The 20,736-nt window shown below is 75.5% G+C and carries 21 protein-coding genes; 14 read left to right on the top strand and 7 right to left on the bottom strand.

Going from position 1 to position 20,736, the window contains the following annotated elements; all coding sequences use genetic code 11:
• Positions 1-2: 2 nt before the first annotated feature.
• Together ACIQMU_RS26585 and ACIQMU_RS26580 are read right to left on the bottom strand one after the other, a co-directional pair.
• On the bottom strand, positions 3-977 hold the full coding sequence (locus ACIQMU_RS26585) for an iron-siderophore ABC transporter substrate-binding protein (protein ID WP_402689856.1): 975 nt from the start codon (positions 975-977) through the stop codon (positions 3-5).
• 8 nt (positions 978-985) lie between these two features.
• Complete coding sequence (locus tag ACIQMU_RS26580) at positions 986-1,786, bottom strand: ABC transporter ATP-binding protein (RefSeq protein ID WP_352242726.1); 801 nt, start codon at positions 1,784-1,786, stop codon at positions 986-988.
• Positions 1,787-2,362: 576 nt separating this feature from the next.
• On the opposite strand from ACIQMU_RS26580, the gene ACIQMU_RS26575 reads away from it, so the two are divergent.
• Positions 2,363-2,806 (top strand): subtilase-type protease inhibitor, encoded by a 444-nt coding sequence (locus ACIQMU_RS26575; protein ID WP_402689855.1) that lies wholly within the window; start codon positions 2,363-2,365, stop codon positions 2,804-2,806.
• A gap of 248 nt (positions 2,807-3,054) precedes the next feature.
• Here ACIQMU_RS26575 and rpsR read toward each other — a convergent pair whose 3' ends face one another.
• From rpsR to rpmG, 4 genes are all read right to left on the bottom strand, one after another.
• Positions 3,055-3,303, bottom strand: a complete 249-nt coding sequence (gene rpsR / locus ACIQMU_RS26570; protein WP_352242648.1) for a 30S ribosomal protein S18 — start codon at positions 3,301-3,303, stop codon at positions 3,055-3,057.
• Between the two features lie 93 nt (positions 3,304-3,396).
• Complete coding sequence (locus ACIQMU_RS26565) at positions 3,397-4,551, bottom strand: CobW family GTP-binding protein (RefSeq protein ID WP_402689854.1); 1,155 nt, start codon at positions 4,549-4,551, stop codon at positions 3,397-3,399.
• Complete coding sequence (locus ACIQMU_RS26560; RefSeq protein ID WP_402689853.1) at positions 4,548-4,802, bottom strand: type B 50S ribosomal protein L31; 255 nt, start codon at positions 4,800-4,802, stop codon at positions 4,548-4,550. Before ACIQMU_RS26560 ends, ACIQMU_RS26565 begins: the two co-directional genes overlap by 4 nt.
• A 61-nt stretch (positions 4,803-4,863) precedes the next feature.
• Positions 4,864-5,028 carry a 50S ribosomal protein L33 gene (gene rpmG / locus ACIQMU_RS26555; protein ID WP_003964410.1) on the bottom strand — a complete coding sequence of 55 codons (165 nt, stop codon included), beginning with the start codon at positions 5,026-5,028 and terminating at the stop codon, positions 4,864-4,866.
• Positions 5,029-5,097: 69 nt separating this feature from the next.
• Between rpmG and rpmB the strand changes: the two genes are divergently transcribed.
• Positions 5,098-5,334, top strand: coding sequence for a 50S ribosomal protein L28 (gene rpmB, locus ACIQMU_RS26550; protein WP_352242727.1), 237 nt, complete (start codon positions 5,098-5,100; stop codon positions 5,332-5,334).
• Entirely contained in the window at positions 5,334-5,639 is a 306-nt protein-coding gene (gene rpsN / locus ACIQMU_RS26545; RefSeq protein WP_352242650.1) for a 30S ribosomal protein S14, read from the top strand. Before rpmB ends, rpsN begins: the two co-directional genes overlap by 1 nt.
• 90 nt (positions 5,640-5,729) lie before the next feature.
• Here rpsN and ACIQMU_RS26540 read toward each other — a convergent pair whose 3' ends face one another.
• Positions 5,730-7,007 (bottom strand): hypothetical protein, encoded by a 1,278-nt coding sequence (locus ACIQMU_RS26540; protein WP_402689852.1) that lies wholly within the window; start codon positions 7,005-7,007, stop codon positions 5,730-5,732.
• A 190-nt stretch (positions 7,008-7,197) separates the two neighbouring features.
• Here ACIQMU_RS26540 and ACIQMU_RS26535 point away from each other — a divergent pair, with 190 nt between their 5' ends.
• The 11 genes from ACIQMU_RS26535 to ACIQMU_RS26485 all read left to right on the top strand — a co-directional run bounded on the left by ACIQMU_RS26535 (position 7,198) and on the right by ACIQMU_RS26485 (position 20,725).
• The gene (locus tag ACIQMU_RS26535) at positions 7,198-8,184 is read left to right on the top strand and encodes an ABC transporter substrate-binding protein (protein WP_402689851.1); all 987 of its coding nucleotides are present in this window, start codon (positions 7,198-7,200) and stop codon (positions 8,182-8,184) included.
• Positions 8,181-9,242 carry an iron ABC transporter permease gene (locus tag ACIQMU_RS26530; RefSeq protein WP_352242653.1) on the top strand — a complete coding sequence of 354 codons (1,062 nt, stop codon included), beginning with the start codon at positions 8,181-8,183 and terminating at the stop codon, positions 9,240-9,242. Before ACIQMU_RS26535 ends, ACIQMU_RS26530 begins: the two co-directional genes overlap by 4 nt.
• The gene (locus ACIQMU_RS26525; protein ID WP_352242654.1) at positions 9,239-10,291 is read left to right on the top strand and encodes an iron ABC transporter permease; all 1,053 of its coding nucleotides are present in this window, start codon (positions 9,239-9,241) and stop codon (positions 10,289-10,291) included. Before ACIQMU_RS26530 ends, ACIQMU_RS26525 begins: the two co-directional genes overlap by 4 nt.
• 83 nt (positions 10,292-10,374) lie before the next feature.
• On the top strand, positions 10,375-11,292 hold the full coding sequence (locus ACIQMU_RS26520; RefSeq protein ID WP_352242655.1) for an ABC transporter ATP-binding protein: 918 nt from the start codon (positions 10,375-10,377) through the stop codon (positions 11,290-11,292).
• Between the two features lie 68 nt (positions 11,293-11,360).
• Positions 11,361-11,495 carry a streptamidine family RiPP gene (amiA, locus tag ACIQMU_RS26515; protein WP_257139051.1) on the top strand — a complete coding sequence of 45 codons (135 nt, stop codon included), beginning with the start codon at positions 11,361-11,363 and terminating at the stop codon, positions 11,493-11,495.
• Positions 11,496-11,625: 130 nt separating this feature from the next.
• On the top strand, positions 11,626-12,690 hold the full coding sequence (locus tag ACIQMU_RS26510) for a hypothetical protein (RefSeq protein ID WP_402689850.1): 1,065 nt from the start codon (positions 11,626-11,628) through the stop codon (positions 12,688-12,690).
• A complete protein-coding gene (locus tag ACIQMU_RS26505) occupies positions 12,687-14,222 on the top strand; it encodes a CocE/NonD family hydrolase (RefSeq protein WP_402689849.1) in 1,536 nt (511 codons plus the stop codon). The genes ACIQMU_RS26510 and ACIQMU_RS26505 overlap by 4 nt, the downstream gene beginning before the upstream one ends.
• Positions 14,219-15,586 (top strand): YcaO-like family protein, encoded by a 1,368-nt coding sequence (locus ACIQMU_RS26500; protein WP_402689878.1) that lies wholly within the window; start codon positions 14,219-14,221, stop codon positions 15,584-15,586. Before ACIQMU_RS26505 ends, ACIQMU_RS26500 begins: the two co-directional genes overlap by 4 nt.
• Before the next feature lie 14 nt (positions 15,587-15,600).
• Positions 15,601-17,127: a nitroreductase gene (locus ACIQMU_RS26495; RefSeq protein ID WP_352242658.1), complete on the top strand. Its 1,527-nt coding sequence runs from the start codon at positions 15,601-15,603 to the stop codon at positions 17,125-17,127.
• The gene (locus ACIQMU_RS26490; protein ID WP_402689848.1) at positions 17,124-18,863 is read left to right on the top strand and encodes an ABC transporter ATP-binding protein/permease; all 1,740 of its coding nucleotides are present in this window, start codon (positions 17,124-17,126) and stop codon (positions 18,861-18,863) included. The genes ACIQMU_RS26495 and ACIQMU_RS26490 overlap by 4 nt, the downstream gene beginning before the upstream one ends.
• Complete coding sequence (locus ACIQMU_RS26485; RefSeq protein ID WP_352242660.1) at positions 18,860-20,725, top strand: ABC transporter ATP-binding protein; 1,866 nt, start codon at positions 18,860-18,862, stop codon at positions 20,723-20,725. Before ACIQMU_RS26490 ends, ACIQMU_RS26485 begins: the two co-directional genes overlap by 4 nt.
• The last annotated feature ends 11 nt before the right edge of the window (positions 20,726-20,736 follow it).

Here is a 20,736-nt window from a genome sequence, read left to right as displayed (position 1 = left end):
CGTCAGGCGGTCAGCGCGCCGACGAGGGCGTCGATGTACTCGCGCATCGACGCGGTGCCGCCGAACATCCAGACGCCGTCGGGCAGCCGGTGGACCTCGTCGTTCTTGACGAACGGGAGGGACTTCCACACCGCGTTGTCCTTGAGGCCGTCGGCGAACGGGTCGCCGCCGTCGGAGTCGTTGGCGATGTAGGCGAACTGCGCGTCGCCGATCTTCGTGAGCCCTTCGACGTCGGTCGCGGCCAGACCGTAGGCTTTGTCGCCCTTCAGCTTCCACGGGTCGACGAGGCCGAGTTCGGTGTTCACGTCGGACAGCAGCGAGCCCTTGACGAAGGGGCGCACCGAGACCTGGTTGCCCTCCTGCCAGCCGTCGGCGAAGGCGACCTCCTCACCGGCGAGACCGGCGTCCGCGAGCTTCTTCTTCCCGTCCGCGACCGCCTTGCGGAAGGACGCGACCTCCAACTCGGCCTTGTCCTCGGTGCCGGTGGCCTGGCCGATGAGTTCGACTGTGTCGACCATCTGGTCGATCTGCCGGCTCGCGTCGGCCGAGCGCACCACGGCGACCGGGGCGGCCTTGGACAGCTGCGCGATGGCGGAGTCGGACAGGTCGGTGGTGGCGATGATGAGGTCGGGCTTGAGGCCGGCGACGGTGGCGACGCTGGGCTCGCCCCGGGTGCCTATGTCCTTGACGCCCTCGGTGAGCGGCGCGGCCTTGTCGTAGGCGGTGTAGCCCGTGACGTCGGCCACCCCGACCGGCTGGACGCCGAGGGTCACGAGCGTCTCGACGACGTTCCACTCGGTGCCGACGACCCGCTTGGCCGGCCCGTCGAGCGTGATCTTCTTGCCGCGCGCGTCGGTGACCGTCACCGCGCTGTCCCCGGCGGACTCCTTCTTCGGCGCCTCGGTGGTGCCGCAGGCCGTGAGGGCGAGCGCGGCCGCGGCGGCGAGGACGGGCAAGGTCAGGTGCTGGTTCTTCATGAGGGTGTTCAGGGCCTTTCGGTACGGAGGTGGTGGCGGCCGACCGCGCGGGTGCGCGGGATGCCGGTGGAGGAGTCGGGTTCGACGTCGATGCGGATGCCGTAGGCGTCGCTGAGCCGCTCGGGGGCGTACACCTCGGCGGGCGTGCCCGTGGCGACGACCCGCCCGGAGGAGAGGAGGACGACCCGGTCGGCCACGGCGGCGGCCTGGTCCAGGTCGTGCAGCACGACCCCGACGGTGACGCCGTGGGTGTCGGCGAGATCGCGGACGAGGTCGAGGATCTCCACCTGGTAGCGCAGGTCGAGATAGGTGGTGGGCTCGTCGAGGAGGAGGACGTCGGTGTCCTGGGCCAGGCAGCAGGCGAACCAGACGCGTTGCAGCTGCCCGCCGGAGAGGTTCTCCACCCCGCGGTCGGCGAACGCGGCGAGGTTCGTGACGTTCAGCGCCTGCTCGACCATCCGGGCGCCGTCCGGGTCGGATCCCCGGAGCCGGCCCCGGTACGGGTGCCGGCCGAAGCCGACCACGTCGCGCACGCTCAGGCCGGCCGGTGCCGTCCGGCTCTGCGCGAGCAGGGTGACACGGCGGGCGAAGTCGGAGCGCGACAGGGCCAGGGCGTCGACGGGCCGGTCGTCCCCGGCCTCCGCGGCGACGGTCACGCTGCCGGTCCGAGCCTTGTGCAGTCGGGCCACGGCGCGCAGCAGGGTGGATTTCCCACTGCCGTTCGGGCCGATGAGCGCGGTGACGCGCCCGCGCGGCAGCCGGAGGTCGGCGCCGTGCACCACGTCCGTTCCGTCGTACGCGATCGTCATCTCGCGGGCGTCGAGGCCGGCTTCGGCTTCGGGGGCAGCGGAGGACGCCGACGCGGCGGGCTCGCCACCGGTGGGCGGGGTGGTGGCGCCGGCAGCGGGCGCGGAGCGCCGGCGCGGCGGCAGGTCTTCTCGGTCGAGGGCAGGAGCGATCACGAGATGTGAGGTTAGCCTAACCTAAGATCCGGTCAAGAGGGAGGCGGAATCGTGTCCTCCGCGTGATCCTCGGCCGTTCGCGGCGGACCGGCGGTCGCCGTCGAGGGGTATCGGGAGGGCGTCGGTGGCGACCGCCGATCCGGTGTGGCGGCTCCGAACGGCGGTATTTTCCGGCCGAAGCGGCAGCGCGACGCGATCATGGGCTTTGCCGTATGTGCAGGTCAGGCGGTTGTTTCGTGTTGAACCGCCCGTGTGTGTCCATATACTGGACGGCTCGCGCGGCGCGCCTGAGCTGCCCGAATGACCATTCGGTCGGCTCGAACACCCGGTCGCGGCCGGAAGCTGGCCGTCGATGTGCGCCTACTGTCCGCATGCGTAAGACTCCTGACCGCAATCAGGCACCCGACCAAGGAGCTTTCACTCATGCGACGCAACCCTCACGCGATCTTCGCAACCGTCACGGCGGCCACCCTTCTGCTCGGCGGATTCACGGCCGCCACCGCCCAGGCCGCACCGGCGAAGGAGGAGAGCCTCTACGCGCCGTCCGCGCTCGTCCTCACCGTGGCTCGCGGCGAGGACCCGCTGACCGCCACCGTGGAGCGGGCCGTGACGCTCACCTGCGCTCCCGCCCCCGGCGGGACGCACCCCACCCCGGCTGCGGCCTGCAACGAACTGGCCGCGGTTCAGGGGCAGTTCGCCGAACTCGCCGAAGGTCCTTCGAATCGGGCCTGTACCCGCCTGTGGGACCCGGTCGTGGTGACGGCCCACGGCGTGTGGCAGGGCGAGCGGGTCGAGTTCAGCACCATGTACGGCAACGCCTGCGAGATGGCGGGCAGCGTGAACGACAGCGCCGTCCTCACCTTCTGATCCGCCGGGGCGTACCGACGCCGGGGTGACGGGGTACGAACCGTCCGGCCCCGACGGCGTCCGGCGTTCCGCCCCGCCCGGCGTGCCCCGCACACGCCCCGTCCACGACGACCGGGAGCCATGCGGTCGCCCCTGCCGTTCCGCCACGGCCGGCCGCGACCCGTCCCGGTCGGTTCGTCGTGGCCGGTCCACGGCGCTTCCGCCCGGTTCCGGGCGTGCCCCCGCCGCGCGGCCGGGAAGGGCGCGCACTACTTGCCCGAGGCCGCTCCGGAGTACGGCAGAAGCGCCATCTCGCGGGCGTTCTTGATGGCCGCGGACATCTGACGCTGTTGCCGGGCGCTGATCCGGGTGACCCGGCGGCTGCGGATCTTCCCCCGGTCGGAGATGAACCTGCGCAGCAGATCGGTGTCCTTGTAGTCGATGTACGTGATCCTTGCGGCGTCCAGGGGGTTCGGCCGGTTCTTGAGAGGCTTGCGGGGGTCCTGCTGACGTGCCATGAGGCTTCCTCGTGCTCGGTGTGCCGGGTGGGATGGGGCGGGAAAAGGTCCGCGGGACTACGGAACCCCGGGTGCGGGCGTCACCGGCCGGGGTCAGTGGACCGGGTCCAGGAGCGCGTCGAATGCGGCGGGCAGGTGCTTCCAAGCCTCCCGGCCGGAGCCGTACTCCTCGTCCGTGAGCAGGCAGGAGTCCAGCAGGCCGGTCAGGCCGTCGCGGTCGAGTCCCGGGGAGACGAAGACCAGGTGCTGGCAGCAGTCGCCGTGCTCGGGATGCCAGTCCAGCGCGGCGGCCGCCCGCCGGTAGGGCGGGACCATGGACCAGGCGGCGTCCGGGAGCGACGCGAGCCAGGGGCCGGTGCTCTCCACGCACAGCGCGCCGCCCGCGGCATCCCAGGAGAGCAGGGTGTCAGGCCGGTCCGCGAGCCAGAACCGGCCCCGGCTGCGGGCCGCCGCGCAGCTCAGGTCCTCCAGCGCGTCGAAGAGGCGCTCGGGGTGGAAGGGCCGGTGCCGCCGCCAGACGAGCGTGCTCACCCCGGCTTCCTCCGCCTCCTGCGGGAGCAGCGCGCAGGCCGGGTGCTGGCCCGCGTCCGCCGCCTCCACGTCGAATCCCGCGAACGCGAGCCCGGCCAGCTCCTTCGACCCCGAGACTGCCTGACGTGCCGTCGGGTTGAGCTGCCGGATCAGCGCGCGGTCCTCGTCGTCGGCCGCGAGGTTCGGCGCCACGGCCAGGACCGGCGCGTACTCGACCTGCCGGGCCCAGGTGTCGCCGACGGTCCGTCGGTCCGCCGGCGCCGCCGCCAGGCCGGCCTCGGCCAGATCGTCGCCATTGGACAGGCAGGGCAGGGCGAGGGTGGGATCGACCGCCGCGAACACGTTGGTCACCTCGGCGGCGGTGGTGTGCGCGGCGATCACCTCGGCCATGGACTTCGGTTCGACGGAGTCCCACAACTCCAGGACGGCCAGGCGGGTCACCCCGTCCGCCGCGAGCCGTTCGAGTTCGGGGACGAGGTCCTCGCGCAGGGCGCAGCAGGCGCATTCGTTCACCAGAGGCGCCTCGCCGGAGACCAGTTCGCCCCCGGCGTCCCGCAGGGAGCGGCGGACCGTGCCGTCGGCGGCCGTCGCCAGGTCGTGGTGGAGCGCGACGCTGTGCGGCACCTCCTTCAGCAGCCCTTCGACCACGTCGCGGCGCGCCTCGGAGTGCAGGCCGCAGACGATGACGACGGGCAGCTTCGTCCGGTGCCCGCTCACCGGGCCTCCCCCCGTCCGTAGCGGCGCTCGAAGCGCTCGACCCGTCCCGCGGTGTCCAGGACGCGGGCGGTGCCCGTGTAGAAGGGGTGGCTCGCGGAGGAGATCTCCACGTCGACCACCGGGTAGGTGTTGCCGTCCTTCCACGCGACGGTGCGGTCGCTGGTCAGAGTCGAGCGGGTCAGGAACGCGAAGTCGGCGGCCTTGTCGCGGAAGACGACGGGGCCGTAGGAGGGGTGGATTCCGGGCTTCATGACGGGTCCTCGGGGTCGGGCTTCGGGGTGTGCCGGGGGAGAGGGTGGAGCCGGGCCGGCCTCAGCGTTCCTCGCGGAAGTCGACGTGGCGGCGGGCGACCGGGTCGTACTTGCGCAGCACCATCCGGTCGGGGTCGTTCCGCCGGTTCTTGCGGGTGACGTAGGTGTAGCCGGTCCCCGCCGTGGAGCGGAGCTTGATGACCGGGCGTACTTCGTTGCGAGCCATGGGCGCTACTATATGGCAATGGTTTCCATTTTCAATAATGGATCGTCGAAGGAGAGGCAGGTACCTTTCATGTCCGCCCACTGCCAACTGACCGGCTCGAAGCCGGGATTCGGCAACGACATCTCCCACTCGCACCGCCGGACGGCTCGCCGGTTCGACCCGAATATCCAGCGCAAGCGGTACTGGCTGCCCGGTGAGGGGCGGTATGTCCGCCTCACTCTGAGTGCTCGGGCGATCAAGGCCGTCGACGTCATCGGCGTCGAAGCCGCGGTCGCGCGCATCCGCGCGCGGGGAGGGAAGGTCTGATGGCGAAGAAGAGCAAGATCGCACGGAACGACAGGCGCCGGGCGACCGTCGACCGCTACGCCGCCCGTCGGGCCGAGCTCAAGGAGATCATCCGCCGGCCCGGTACGCCGGAAGGCGAACGGGCGGCCGCCGTACAGGAGTTGCGAAGCCAGCCGCGCGACGCCAGTGCCACGCGGGTCCGCAACCGGGACAGCGTCGACGGCAGGCCCCGCGGGTACCTGCGCAAGTTCGGCCTCTCCCGGGTCAGGACGCGCGAGCAGGCTCACGCGGGCTTCCTGCCGGGAGTGACCAAGTCCTCCTGGTGACCGCGGTCGCCGTGCCGGGCTCGCCGGGCTGAGTGCGCCGGGCGCGGGGGGTGGCCCAGCGGCTGTGCTGTGCCGCCCCCCGCGCCCCTCTCAGCGGCCGACCGGGTCGGCGTGGGCTCCGTCCCCGGGGGTGACGAGCGCGAGGTGCCCGCCGTCGTCCAGGGGGGTCAGCACGGTCAGGGTGGTGAGCGGGGCCGCCCGGTCCGCGTCGAAGACGTGGATCTCGCCATGGCCTCCCCGGCTGACCGCGACCAGGCTCCCGCCGGGGGAGGCGGCGACGGCCCGCCGTTGCACACCGTCCCAGGGGGTCCCGCCGGGCCGGGGCGCACCGGACATGGCGGGCAGGGGCAGTCGTGCGGACACCCGGGGGCGGGCCCCGGCGGCCGGTGGCACGGAGAGCAGGACGAGCTCGTCACCGTCCGGGTGGACACGGGTGTACGCGATGTGGCGGGCGGTCACCGCGAGCCGGAAGACGAGTCCGGGGCCCAGGTCCAGGCGTCCCGTGACGCCCGTGTCGAGGTGGTGCCACCAGGCGTCGTTGGACCATTGCGGCCACTGCCCGGGGTCGCCCGGTCCGCCGCGCACGCACGACCAGAGCATGCGCCGTACGGGATCGAGCCGCAGGTAGTAACCGCGACCGCCGGAACGCCCGTCGGCGGACCAGGAGAGAGGGGACTCGGGCGCGAGGCCGTCGCCCTTGCGTACGGCGCGATGCACCCCCGAGCCCGCGGCGGCGAACACTCGGCCGGTGGACGGGTCGTGGGCGTCGCCGTGCCCGTCGTCGTCCGGCAGCGAGAGCCGCCCCGCCGGGGACGCCGGAGGGCAGGAGGGGGCCGAGCGCATCAGGTCGCCGTGCCGGTGGACCAGCAGCTCGCCCGGCTCCCGGTGCCGCAGCACCACCAGGGGGGACGCCCCGCCGAGGACCGTCACCCCCGGCTCGCCGGTCCGCCCCCGTACGCGTACGGCGACGGCGCCGTCCGGCGCGTCGAGGTCGACGGCCGTCAGAAGCCCGGTCCACGCCTCCTCGTTGCGGCCGAGGCCGGTGGTCACCGCCAGGTGCCGCCCTCCCGGGGCCGCCGCCAGGTGTTCGGCGGGGACCGCGACCGGTATGCGCCGTCCGACCAGCGGCCGGCCCGCGCCGGGGCCGTAGGGGTCCAGGACCAGCAGCTCACCCGCCCGGTCGTCCACGCAGGCGGTGAGGCCGCCCGGCAGGGCGAGGAACCCCGCGTGCTCGGCGAGGTGCCGGTGGTTCAGCTCCGCCCGCTCCGTGCCGTGCGGGAGGTCCAACAGGCTGATCCGCCCGGCCACATGGTCGGCGACCAGCAGGCGCGGGGGCGCGGGGGAAGGGGAGCGTGGGATGTGCGGCATGGCGAACTCCTGAGGCGGCGGGGCCGGTAGGGGCGGCGGGGGCCGGTGGGTCCCGGCGAAGACCCCCGCCCACTTTATTGGAAATGATAATCATGTGTAAGGTTTCGGTTCGTGGCGGGGATCGCTCCCGGGCTCCGCCGCCCTGTCTGCCGCAACCCCGGGACCGCACAGGAACGTTGAGGGACCACCGATGCCACGAACCGCGCTGAGAGTCCGCCGCTGGGCCGCGATCGCCGTACTGGGAGGCGTGCTGGCCGGCTGCGGAACCGGGGAGGCCGGCACCGGAGGGCCGGACGGCGCTCCGGGGAGCGGGGCCGAAACCCGTACGGCCACGGAGGTGCGGCCCATCGAGGCCGCCACCCGGATCACCGACGCCAACGGCGTCACCGTCTCCCTGCCGAAGCCGCCCGAGAAGATCGTCTGCCTGGTCGCCCTCTGCGACGACATCCTCGTCGAGCTGGGCATGACCCCCACCGCCACCAACTCCCAGCTGCTGGCACACCCCGAGTTCCTGGGGGCGGAGAAGGCGGCCGAGGTGCCGGCCGTGCCCGGCGGTTTCCTCAGCCCCGAGGTCGAGGCGATCCTGTCCCACCGGCCGGACCTGGTGATCGGCCTGGAGGACACGCACGGCAAGCTGGCCCCCGCGCTGAAGGGCGCCACGACGTTCTGGCCCCTTCAGCCCGAGTCCTGGCAGGACAGCGTCGGCTACCTGCGCGACCTGGCCGCGCTCACCGGCCGCACCGACCAGGGCGAGAAGGCGGAGAAGGTCTTCCGCACCCGCCTGGCGCAGGCGGAGAAGGAGAAGAGCGACAAGACCGCGCTGATCGTCTACGGCAGCGACGAGAACTTCGGCGTGGCCACCCCGGAGACCGATGTGGCGGCCGGGCTGTTCCCCAAGCTCTCCCACTACCCCTGGAAGAGCCGGGGCGTCGACGGCAGCTACAGCCTGGAGGAGATCCTCGCCCGGGACGTCGACGTCCTGTTCGTGGAGACCCTGTCCTTCGGCGCGCCGGACGGCAAGCTCTCCGACAAGCTGGCCCGCAATCCGCTCTGGTCACGCATCCCGGCCGTGAAGAAGGGCAAGGTCATCGAGGTCGACTCCGAGGTCTGGGCCAAGGGGCGCGGCACCCGGTCCCTGGGCGTCGTCCTCGACGAGGCGACGGCCGCACTGCGGTGAGGCGTCCGCCCGTAGCGCCGCTCTGTCTGGGCGCGGCGGCCCTGGCGAGCGCGGTCTGCGCGCTGAGCCTCGGCACGCCGTACGTCCCGCCCCTCAGGCTCCCGGCCACGCTGGGGGCCGACGGACTCGCGGGGCTCGTCGTCACCGAACTGCGGCTGCCCCGCATGGTGCTGGCGCTCATCGCCGGCGCCTGCCTGGGCGCCGCGGGGCTCGTCCTCCAGGAGGCCCTGCGCAACCCGCTGGCCGTGCCCGAGATGCTGGGGGTCTCCTCCGGGGCCGCCCTCGGCGTCGCCGCGCCCCTCGTCCTCGCCCTGGCCGTCCCCCTCGGGCTGCAGCCGTTCCTCGCCCTGGCCGGGGCGGCGCTCGGCGGTCTGCTCACCCTGGTTGCCGCCGGATTCGGCCGGAGTCCGTCGGCCGTCCTGCTGACCGGAGCCGCCGTCGCCGCCGCGCTCCAGGCGGGACTGCTGGTGCTCATGGTCATGGCCGACCAGCTCGACCTCCAGCTCATCTACCGCTATCTGCTGGGCAGTCTGTCCGCCCGCACCTGGGACGACGTCACCGGGCTGCTGCCCTGGCTCGCCGTGGCCGCTCCGGCGCTGGTGCTGTGCGTGCCGGTGCTCGGTGTGCTGCGCCTCGGCGACGACGACGCGCGTGCGCTGGGCGTACGGGTCGAGCGCGCGCGGGTGGCCGCGCTCGGCATCGCCGTGGTCCTCATCGCCCCCGTCGTCGCTGTCTGCGGGCCGGTGGCCTGGGTCGGCTTCCTCGCCCCCCACCTCGCCCGCCGCCTCCGCCCGGACGGCGGTGCGGCCGGGTGGCTCGTCCGGTCCGCCGTGTGCGGCGCGATCGTCGTGCTGTGCGCCGATCAGCCGGCCCGGCTGGCACTCGCCCCGATCGAGACACCCGTCGGGGCCTGGACCGCCCTGGTCGGGGTGCCGGTCGGGGTCGTGCTGCTGAAGCGGGGGAGGCGGCCCGCCCGGGACCGGGGGCCCGTGGCCCCGCCCGTACCGGGGAGTCCTCCGGGCGTCCCCGCTCCCGTCCTGCGGAAGGCGGAACGATGACGCACCTCGACACCGTGCCAGAACGAGCCCGGTCCCCGAGAGGACCGGCCGCCCGGATGGGCGGCCTGGCGCTGCTCGTCGCCGCGGTGGCCTGCGCCGGACTGTTCGCCGGCCGGGGCGTCACCCCCGAAGGCGTACGGGCCGTGCTCCTCGGCGGCGGCGACCCCACCGCCGAGCACATCGTGCTCCAACTCCGGTTCCCCCGGCTGCTGGTGGCGCTGGTCGCCGGGGCCTGCCTCGGGGTGGCCGGGCTCGTGCTCCAGTCGGCCCTGCGCAACCCGCTGGCCGGACCGGAGGTCACCGGCGTCACTCCCGGCGCGGTGCTGGGCGCGGTGGCCGCGACCGGTCTCGGCCTCGCGGGCTGGGAGTCCCCCACGGCCGTGGTCGTGGCGGCCTGCCTGGGCGGCTTCGCGGGAGCGGGCCTGCTGTGGCTGCTCGCCGGGCGGGACCGGGGCGACCCGGAGCAGACGGCCGTCTACGGGGTCCTCGTGTCGGCGGTTCTCGCCGGGCTCACGGCGGTCGTGCTCCTCGTGGCGCCCGGCGAACTCGGCAGCGTCGTCCAATGGCTGATCGGTTCCACCGAGGGACGGGTCTGGCAGCACTGGAACCTGCTCTGGCCCTGGGCCGCCTTCTGGGGCATGGCCGCCTGGCTGCTCGCCGGACCGCTGACCCTGCTGCGCTGCGGGGACGAGCAGGCGTCCGCCGCGGGTCTGGCCACCGGCCGGGGCCGGGGCATGGCCCTCGTCTGCGCGGTGGCGCTGACCGCCGGCGCCGTCTCGGCCGTGGGCGCGCTCGGCTTCGTCGGGTTGCTGGTGCCCCATCTGGCGCTGGCCGTCCTCGGCGCCGACCTGCGCGTCACGCTCCCGGGGGCCGCGCTGCTCGGTGCGGCGGTGGTGGGCGGGGCGGACGCCGCCGCCCAACTGCTGTCCCGGCTGCTGGCCGCCGCCTTCGACGCGGACCGGCTGACCCTGCCGGTCGGCGCCCTGACCACCTTCGTGGGGGCGGGGTTGCTGATGGCCGTGGCGCGGCGACGGGCGGACGAGCGGTGAAGGAGGGCGAGGGGGCGGATGTCGCTTCGCGACGCCCACGGCGGCGTGCGGAAAAGGAGAGGACGTTGGACGGAGGGGATGGCATGTCCGAAGGACTGACCGGACACGTGGACGTGAGCACGGTGAAGGGGCTCCGGCCGGGCGCGGACCCGGGCGTCGATCCGGGCGCGGGCCCCGCCCCGGACGTCGTCCGGGCGGAGGGGCTGGCCTTCGGCTACCCCGGACGCATGGTGCTGCGCGGGGTGGACCTGAGCATCCGGGCCGGTGAGCTGGTGGCCCTGATCGGACTGAACGGGTGCGGCAAGAGCACCTTCCTCAAGCTCGCCGCCGGGCTGCTCACCCCGAGCGGCGGGCGTGTCCTGCTCCAGGGCGACGACGTGGCGCGGCTGCCCCGCCGCACCGCCGCCCGGCGCGTCGCCCTGCTCCACCAGTCTGCTCCGGCCGTCCCCGGCCTGACTGTGCGTCAACTCGTGCGCCAGGGGCGCTATGCCGCCCGGGGGCCGCTCGGGATGCTGCGGGAGGGCGACGACGACGTGACGTCCCGGGCGCTCGCGGACGTCGGCGTCACCGACTGGGCCGACCGGCCCGTGGACGCGCTGTCGGGAGGCGAGCGCCAACGGGTCCGGCTGGCGATGGCGCTGGCCCAGGACGCCCGCGTGCTCTTTCTCGACGAGCCGACCACCTACCTCGATCTGCGGCACCAGCTGGAGGTGCTCCAGACGGTCGTACGGCTGCGCGCGGAGCGCCGGCTGACGGTGGTGATGGTCCTGCACGACCTCAACCACGCCGCCCGGTTCGCCGATCGGATCGTCGCGCTGCGCGAGGGCCGCGTAGCCGCCGACGGCCCCCCGGCCGAGGTCGTCACCCGGCACCTGCTGGCCGAAGTCCTCGGCGTGGAGGGCCGGGTGGGGATCGACAGCGAGGGCGGCTGGCCCGTCTGTTACCCAGATCACCCTCTCGAACCGCTCCAGCTATTGCGGAATGAAAATCATATTCATTAATGTCTGTGCTGCGGCACGCACCAACGTCGCGACCCACACCCAACCGATACGAATGGAGGCTTCAACTCATGGAGCAGAACAAGGTGTTCAGCCCGATCGCCGACCAGGGCCAGCTCGCCCACCTCTCCGCCACCCACTCGAACGCCCTCGTCGAGAACCCCTTCGACGACGCCGTCGAGGCCGACGCCCCGGCCGAGAAGTAAGCGACGCCTGCCGCTGAGGGCAGGTTCCCCGCGCAGTGCGGGGGCGGGCCCGTCCGGTGCCATGCCGGGCGGGCCCGCCCCGTTCGACACCCCGAACTTCCCGTACCCCCTTTCCGCTCCGGAGGATTCCGTGACCCGCAGTCGACTCGCTCCCGGCACCGGGATCGTCACCGTCCCCGATGACGGCCCGGTGCTCCGGACCCCCGGAGGGGAGTTCCTGCGCATCGACACCGACGGCGTCGCCGGCGAAGACCTGATACGTCGGCTGACGGGGACCCGGCCCCCGGACGAAGGCCCGCTCACACCCGGACTCACCCGGCTCGTCGAGGCGTTCGAGGCCGGCGGGTACGCGGTGCACGCCCCGCCCCGGGCCCCGCTCGCCGGCCGCACCGTCCACGTGCTCGGCGACCCCGTGCTCGCCGGGCCGGTCGCGCGCTGCGCCGGGGCGGAGGGGGCCGAGGTCCACCGGACCACCCCGGACCATGTCGCTGAACTCGCCCGGAGGGCCGCGGACGACCGCGCCCCGGGGCGGGGCGCCGTGGTGTGGTGCCTCGACTCGCCCGTGCCCGAAGGGCTCTGGGACGCGGCGGACCGGCTGCCCGGCCGAGGCGTCGCCTGGCTGCGCTGCCACCGCGAAGGCGCCCACGTCTGGACCGAGCCCCTCGCCGCGGCCCCGGGTGACGTCACTTCCCGCCACGTCCGTCTCCGCAGACTCGCGGCCACCCCCGCCCATCGCGAACTCGCCGCGTACTGGGCCGGACACCGCACCCCCGACACCGGCCCGCACCCCACCGAAGCCTCCGCCGCCCTGATCGCCGCACTCCTCACCGCCGATCTGATCGCCTGGGCCGAAGCCGAAGCCGAAGCCGAAGCCGAAGCCGAAGCCGAAGCCGAAGCCGAAGCCGAAGCCGAAGTCGAAGCCGAAGTCAGAGCCGGAGCCGGGGAGGAGATGGAAGCCGAAGCCGCTGTCGACGTCGGGCTGAGCAGGGCCGTGGGCCTCCCGGCACGCCGCCGGCTGCGCCGGGTCGATCTGCGCGATCTCACCGTCACCGAGCATCCCGTGCTGCCCGTCCCGGACGTCGCGCCGCTGCCCGCGCCCGCACCGGCGGCGGCGACGCGGTCGGCGTCCGCCGCCGGGGCCGGCGCCGGCGCCGGGCCGGGCGCAGGTGCCGGGACCGCGAAGGCGCACCCGTGACCACCCGCACCGTGTCCGTCCCCGCGCCGGACGGCGCCCCGCTCGCCACCGACGTATGCCTCCCGGACGGGACCGGCCCCCGGCCCGCCGTCGTGATCAGAACCCCCTACGGGCGGCACGCCCACCGCGCCGAACTGCGCGGCTGGGCGGCACACGGGTTCGCCGCCCTCGCCCAGGACGTCCGCGGCCGACACGGCTCACCGGGGGAGTGGCACCCCTACCGGGGCCACGAGAGGACGGACGGCGCGGCCACCCTCGCCTGGGTGCGCGCGCAGGCGTGGAGCAACGGAGAAGTCGTCGCCGCCGGCGCCTCCTACGCCGCGCACTGCGCCCTCGTCACCGCGCTCGCCGCCCCTGACGCGGCTCCCGGCACCCTGCCCGACGCCGTCATCGCCGCCGTCCCCGCCCTCGGACTCGCCGAGACGGCGCGCGAGCCCGGCGGCCCGGAACGGCTGTGGGCCCGGGCGGGCTGGTGGGCGGCGCACGGCGACCGTCGCGACTCCGACCCGGACGCGCTGGCCCGCGCCCTGGCACACGACCCCCGCCTGCTCGAACACCTTCCGATCGTCCGTCTGGCGGAGCGGCTGACCGAGGGCCTGGGGCGCGAACTCCCGTCCTGGCCCGGGCTCTGGGCCGCACAAGGACGTGGTGGGCTGGTCGCGCTGGGGGCCACCGCCCGCCTTCCGCTGCTCGCCGTCGGCGGGACCCGTGACCCGTTCGCCGAGGACACCGCGGCCCTGTGGCACGGCTGGGGCGGCCCGGCCCGTCTGCTGCTCGGGCCCTGGGGCCACCGCCTCACCGCCGACCCGGCCGCACCGGCCCGCCCGCGCGTCAACCTCGGGGCGCTGTACGTACGGTGGGCACGCGCCGCGCTCGCCGGACACCTGGAGCCGGCACGGCACGGGGTCATCGCCCTCGGCGACAGCGGTCGCTGGCACAGCACGCGGGCGCCCAGCGCCCCCCGCACCGTCGCCTGGCCCTTCGGCTCGCCCACCGGCCTACGGCTCCTGCACGGAGCCGAGTTCAGCGCGGACCCGGACCGCCCCGTGCGCTCCGACGACCTCGCCGTCCCGGCGGAGGGGGAGCGCGCGGACCGCTGCCTGCTCCTCTCGCCACCGCTGCCCCGCCCGCTCGACCTGGCGGGAGCCGCCGCCGCCCGGATCAACGTCACGGCCGACACGCCCTGTGCCGACTGGGCCGTACGCCTCACCGCGCTCGACCCGTCCGGCCGCGCGGACCCGCTCGCCTTCGGCATCGTCCGGCGCACCGGCCCGCCCGGCGCGGCCGCGGACATCACCGTGCCGCTCGGCACCCTGGGCCGCCGACTGCCCGCCGGGACCCGGTTGCGGGCCGAGATCGCCGGACACCACTTTCCCGCACACGCCCGCAACCCGCACACCGGCGAGGACCCGGTCAGGGCCACCCTGCTCGCCCCGTCCCGCCGCACCGTGGACCCCCGGGGCAGCGCCCTCCACCTGCCCGTCGTCGCCCGGCACCGCCCCGTCGAGCCCGAACCGGAGATATGCCGTTGACCAGCGCCCTGCCCCTCGAAGCCCTCGTCGACCCCGTCAGCGGGATCATCCGCGACGTCGCGCCCGTGGAACACCCCGCCGGTGCGCCGCCCCGCTACACCGCGATGACGGCGGATGTCGCCGACGCCCGCCGCCTCGGCGCCTGGCCCGCCGACCGAGTCTCGCTCGGCACCACGTTCGGCGACCCCCGGGGCGCGTGGATCGCCGCGGTGGCCGAAGCCGTCGAGCGCTACTGCGGCAACCGCCTCCCCCCGCCCGGCCACCCCCGGGAACCCCGGCGGGCCACCGCGGCCGAACTGGCCGCAGAGGGCCACCTCCTGTACGGCCCCGGCGCTCTGCCGGCGTACGCCCCCTGGCAGTACGGCCGCCCGGGATTCCCGTACGCCGAACTCACCCCCGACACACCCGCTCTGTGGACCCGGGCCGAGGAGGACGGGCGGCCCTGCTGGGCCCCCGTCGCACTGACCCACCTCAACTGGCGGCAGGGCGAGCTGCGTTCGCTGCCCCGCACGCACCACCTCAACTACGCGGGCATCGCCACCGGGCAGGGCCTCGACGACGCCGTCGAGCGCGGGCTCCTCGAAGTCGTCGAGCGCGACGCGCTGGAGCTGTGGTGGCACCTGGACGGGCCCGCCCGGGGCATCGACCCGGCGAGCGTTCCAGGTCTGGCCGCGGACCTGGCCGGGTGCGGGCTGGAGGTGCACATCGTGGAGATGCCCTCCGAGTTCGCCCCCTGCGTGGCGGCTCTCGTGCACGATCCCGGACGCGGCATTCACGCGGCGGGATTCGCCTGCCGGTACGACCCGGCGGAGGCGGCCCGCAAGGCCGTCCTGGAGGCCGTGCACACCTGGGTGTTCACCCAGGGCGCCGTGGACGCCGACGGCTGGGTGTACCGGGCGGTGGAAACCGGGATGCTCGCCCGCGGCCTCTACCTCGACCACCGCCCCGACCGGCGCTATCTCGACGACTGCGGACCCGAGTTCGCCGCCGTGCGCGACCTCGGCGCCCATGTCCAGGTGTGGCTGGACGACCGGATGGCCCCGCTCGCCCGCCGCTTCACCGAACCCGCCCTCGGCACGGTTCCGGTCACCGCGATCACCCCGGGAAGCCGCACCGCCCTCGACGCCGCCCTCGCCGCCGGCGGGCACCGGGTGATCACCGCGGACCTCACCACGGAGGACGTCGCCGAGACCTCGCTGCGCGTCGCCCGCGTACTGGTCTCCGGGCTGATCCCCAACGCCCCGGCGGCCTTCGGCTACTTCGGCTGCCCGCGCTTCGCGACGGCGGCCCTCGCCCGGGGCTGGCGCTCCCGGCCGCCCGTCGCCCCGCAGGACTTCACCCTCGCCCCGCCGCCGCACATGTGAAGGAGCCCGCCGCCATGCCCGACACCCCGGCCCGGCCCGCCGCACCCGATTCCGCAAGGCGCCCCGCGTCCGGCTCCCTGCGCCGCGCCCTGGCCGACGTCCGCTCCTCCCGTGCGCCGGGCCTCGCCCCGTACGTTCCCGAGCGGCCGTTTCCGTGGAGCGGTCCCGGGCTGCCGTTGACCGGGGCCGCGTTCCGCCCTCGGGCGGCTTCGGGGCCGGGCGACGGGGACGTGCTGGACTTGGAGCGGCTGCTGCGGCTCTCCCTGGCCGCACCCGCCGGCACGTCCGGCCGGCTCCGGCCGACGCCCTCGGCCGGAGCCCTGCACCCGGTGCGCGCACACCTCCTCATCGGCGCGGGGTGTTCACTGCCGCCCGGACGCTACGCCTACGACCCGCGCGCCCACCGTGCCCACCCGCGCGGCCCGGCCCCGGCCGACGCGCCCCCGGGCGCCCTCGTCGTGCTCACCGCGGCCGCGTCCCGCACCGTCGCCCACTACGGTCACCGGGCCTGGCCCCTGCTGCTCCTGGACACGGGCCATGCCGCCGCCGCCCTGGCGCTGGCCGGCCCCCCGGCCGTCGAGGTCCGGGTCTCCCTCGACGCGGACGGTGACCTGCTGTCCGCCGCCGCCGGGCTGCCCCGCTTCCTGGACCGGCCGGCCGGCCCGTCCGGCACCGAGACGGAACTGCCCCTGGCGGCAGTTTGGTTGGCTGCCCCGTGCGGACACGTGGACCCAGCGCGGCCGCTGGGTGCCTGGGCCGCCCTTCCCTGTGCCGGGGCCCCGTCTCCGCAACCCGGCGCCGGGACCAGCCCGTCCCGCCAACTCCTCGCGGCACAAAACCTGTTGCACCACATCTCCGGAGCGCCCGAGCTGCCCGGCGGCACCTGGCGCCCGGCCCCGCGTCCCGGGCCGGTGACCGACGAGGCCATCGAGGCGCGCCGGAGCGCCGCCCCCGAGGACCTGAACCGCCCACCCGGCAGCGACGTCCTCGCCCGGCTCCTGGCCACCGCGCGGACCGCACGGCCGGACGGACCCGCCTGGACCGCGGCGACCGGCGGCGCCGCGCCGGCCCTGTACGCGAAGGCTCCCGGAGGCCGGGGCCTCGACGTCCTGGCCTCCGGGGACGCCCGCCCCACCCTCGCCCGCTGGGCCGCGCACCAGGAATGGATCGCCGCCTCGGGGGCGGTCCTCCTGGCACACGGCTGCCCCGACGACGCCTCGCCCGGCCTCGTCCGCGGCAGCCACCTCGCCGCCGGGTACGCGGCCGGAGCGGTCCAGGCCCACGCCACCGCCCTGGGCCTGCGCTCACGGCCCATCGGCTCCTGGCAGCGGGCCGACCTGGGCGCGGCGCTCGGCGAGGCCCCCGGACGCGACTGGATCGTGCACGGGCTGGCGGTGGGAGCGCCCCCACCGCCGCCCGCCGCGGGTTCCGTCCGGCGGCCCCCGGCGTCCCCGGCGCCACCCACCCCGACGACACCTGCCACAGCGACCACGGCCCCCGTCACCCCGACGGTCCCGCCCGGCGAGGAAGAACGCCCATGATGCTCCACCCCGAACTCCTGCGCGCCGCGGCCATCGCACGCGCCCCGCTCGGCCGCGCCTGCGCGCTGCTCGCCGCGGTCACCGCCACCCACCTCGCCCAGGCCGTCCTGCTCGCCCTCGTGCTCTCCCGGATCGCCCGGGGGGAGACGGCCGCCCTCGCCCCACTGCTCGCCGCCGTCATCGCCGTCGTCCTCGTCCGCGCCGCCCTGGGCCGCGCCCAGCGCCTGACCGCCGTCACGGCGGGCGCGACCGTGCGGGTCAGGCTCCGCGACACCCTGCTGGAGCGGCTCGGCGCGCTCGGCCCCACCGCGATCACCGGTGCGCGGGCCGGAGCCGTACGCGCCACACTGGTGGACGGCGTCGAGGGCGTCGACGCGTACATCTCGCGCTACCTGCCCCAACTGCTCATCACCTGCGCCGTTCCGCCGCTGCTGCTCGTCGCCGTCGCCCTCGTCGAGCCGTACGCGGCCCTCGCCCTCGGCCCCGCCCTGCTGCTGGCTCTTTTCGGACCGCGCTGGTGGGACCGGCTGCTCGCGCGGCGCGGCAAGGAGCACTGGGACTCCTACGAAGCCCTCGCCGCCGACTACCTGGAGGCCCTCCAGGGGATGCCGACCCTGCGCACCACCGGCGCCGTGGGCCGCGTACGGGAGCGGCTGGAGCGCCGGTCGGCCGCCCTGCACCGGACCACCGTCGCCAAACTCCGGGTCTCGCTGGTCGACACCGGCCTCACCGACCTGGCAGTCCAGGGCGGTACGGCCGCCGCCGTACTCGTGGCCTGTTCCTCGGCCGCCACCGGCCGCACCGCCGCCACCGGCACCTACCTCCTGCTCCTCCTCGCCTCCGAGTGCTTCCGCCCCGTCCGTGACCTCTCCCGCGAATGGCACGCGGGCTACCTCGGGATCTCGGCGGCCGACGGCATCGCCCGCCTGCGCACCGCCGAAGCCGCCGTGCCGGAGCGGGGCACCGTGGCCGCGGCCTGGGGGAGCGCCCCCGAGATCCGCTTCGAGGACGTGCACTTCACCCACCCGGGGAGCGGGCGGCCGGCACTCGACGGCGTCAGTTTCACCGCCGCCCCCGGACGCACCACGGCTGTCGTCGGCCCATCGGGAGCGGGCAAGTCGACCCTGCTGAGCCTGCTGCTGCGGCAACGGGACCCGGACCGGGGCCGTCTCACCGTGGCCGGGACGGACGCCGCCGCCTACACCCTCGCCTCGCTGCGCCGGGGCGTCGCCGTGGTCTCGCAGGAGACCTACCTCTTCCACGCCACGATCGCGGAGAACCTGCGCGTCGCCCGCCCGGCCGCCACGGACGAACAGCTGCGCGCCGCCGCCCGCACCGCCGGGATCGACCAGGAGATCGCCCGGCTGCCGGACGGTTACGCCACACTCGTCGGCGAACGCGGCGCCACCCTCTCCGGTGGCCAGCGTCAACGACTGGCCCTCGCCCGGGCGTTGCTGTCCGACGCTCCCGTCCTGATCCTGGACGAGGCCACCAGCGCGGTGGACGAACGCGGCCAGGCGCGCATCGTCCGGGAGCTGACGGCGGCCGGCCGCGGGCGCACCTGCGTCGTCGTCGCCCACCGGCTCGACGCCGTGCGCCACGCCGACCACATCGTCGTCCTCGACGCGGGCCGCGTCGTCGCGGCGGGAGACCACACCACCCTGCTCGCGGGCGGGGGCGTGTACGCCTCGCTCGTCGCGGCCGGGCGCACCACCGAGGAGGACCGCGCCGCATGAACCCGACCCCGACCCCCCACTCGAATCCGGCCCCGGCGACAGCCCCGACACCGACCCCGGTCGCGCCGCTGCCGCACGAGCCCACCCGTCCTCCCGCGCACCGCCCCGCCGCCGACGGCGGAACCGGCGCCCTGCGCTCGCTCCTCCCGGTCCTCGGCGCGCACCGCACCACCGTGCTGCGCACCTGCCTGGCCGCCCTCGTCGACCAGGCGGCCCTGGTCGCCCTGGTCACCCTCGCCGCGCACGCGGTGGGCACGGCCGTCACGGAACACCGCCCGCCCGCCCCCGGGACCGTCGCCGTCCTGATCGGGCTCGTCCTGCTCCGGGCGCTGGCCACCTGGCGCGAGATGGACCTCTCCCACGATCTCGCCTACCGGGTCCTCGCCGAACTGCGCGTCCGGGTCTTCGACGGACTGGCCCGCAGCGCCCCCGCCCGGATCGCGGGACGGCGCAGCGGGGACCTCGCGGCCACCGCGCTCGGGGACGTCGAGGCACTGGAGTTCTTCTACGCCCACGCCATCGCCCAACTCCTCGCTTCCGGCGTGGTCTTCGCCGTATCGGCCACCGTGCTGGCCACCCTCGGGCCCTGGCTGCTGCTCGCCGTGGTGCCCGCGGCGCTGCTGCTGGTCTGGTCGCCGCTCCTCGAAGCGCGCGGGCGGGCCGAACGCGGGGCCCGCACCCGGAGCGCGCTCGCGGAGGTCTCGTCCGAGACCGTGGAGAGCGTCGACGGGCTGCGCGAGCTGCTGATGGCCGGGGCGCTGAACCGCAGGCGGGCCCGGCTCCGGTCCGCCGGGCGCCGGCTCGCGCGCCACCAGCGCGCCGAACAGTCCTGGGAGACCGGCGCGGGCGCCGGCCGGGAACTGCTGGTGGTCGCCGCCGTCATCGCGGTCGTGGCCGCGGCCGCCCACGCCGCGTCGGCCGGACGCCTGGACGGGGCGTGGGCCCCGGCCGCCATGGCCCTCGCCCTGGGTGCCCTCGCCCCGGTCGCCGAATCGGCGGCCGCACTCGGCCGGGCGGGGGGACTGCGCGCCGCCGCGGCGCGGGTCCGGGCCGCCGTGCACGCCCCCGCCGGGGCCCCCGCGCCGACCGCCCCGCGCCCGGCCCCGGCGGGCCCGCTGGGTCTGCGACTGCGCGGCGTCCGGTTCGGCTACGGGGGAGAGGCCGTTCTGGACGGGATCGACCTGACCGTCCGGCCGGGTGAGACGGTGGCCCTCGTCGGGGCGTCCGGGGCGGGCAAGTCGACGTGTGCCCACCTCCTGGCGCGGTACTGGGACCCCGAGGCCGGCGCGGTGGAACTCGTTCCCGCCGCCCCGGCCGACCCCGTGGACCTGCGGGACCTCAGCGAGGAGGACCTGCGCGCCGCCGTGTCCGTGGTCGGGCAGGAAGCCCCGCTCTTCCACGGCACCCTCGCCGAGAACCTCCGCCTGGGCACACCGGACGCGACGGCGGACGAACTGCGCGCGGTGGCCCGGCTCTGCGGCGTCACTCCCATCGCCGACGCCCTGCCCGACGGGCTGGACACCCCCGTCGGCGAGCGCGGCGCGACCCTGTCCGGCGGCCAGCGCGCCCGGGTCGCCCTGGCCCGGGGCCTGCTGAGCGGGCCGCGCGTCCTGGTCCTCGACGAGACGACCGCCCACCTCGACCACCGGGGCGACGCGGAGCTGGCCCGGGCGCTCGCGGCCGACTCGGCCACCCGGACGACCCTGGTGATCGCCCACCGCCCCGCCACCGTACGCAGGGCGGACCGCATCGCGGTCCTGGACGGCGGGCGCATCGTCGAGGAGGGCACCTGGGACGAGCTGATCCGGGCCGGCGGACCGCTGGCCCGCCTCTTCGACCGCGAGGAGGGGGCCGGCGAGTGACGGGACCCGGC

This window comes from Streptomyces sp. NPDC091649 (assembly GCF_044756785.1).
Taxonomy (GTDB): domain Bacteria; phylum Actinomycetota; class Actinomycetes; order Streptomycetales; family Streptomycetaceae; genus Streptomyces.
Note: the sequence above shows the minus strand (reverse complement) of the source record. Positions and strands in the feature narration are given on the sequence as shown.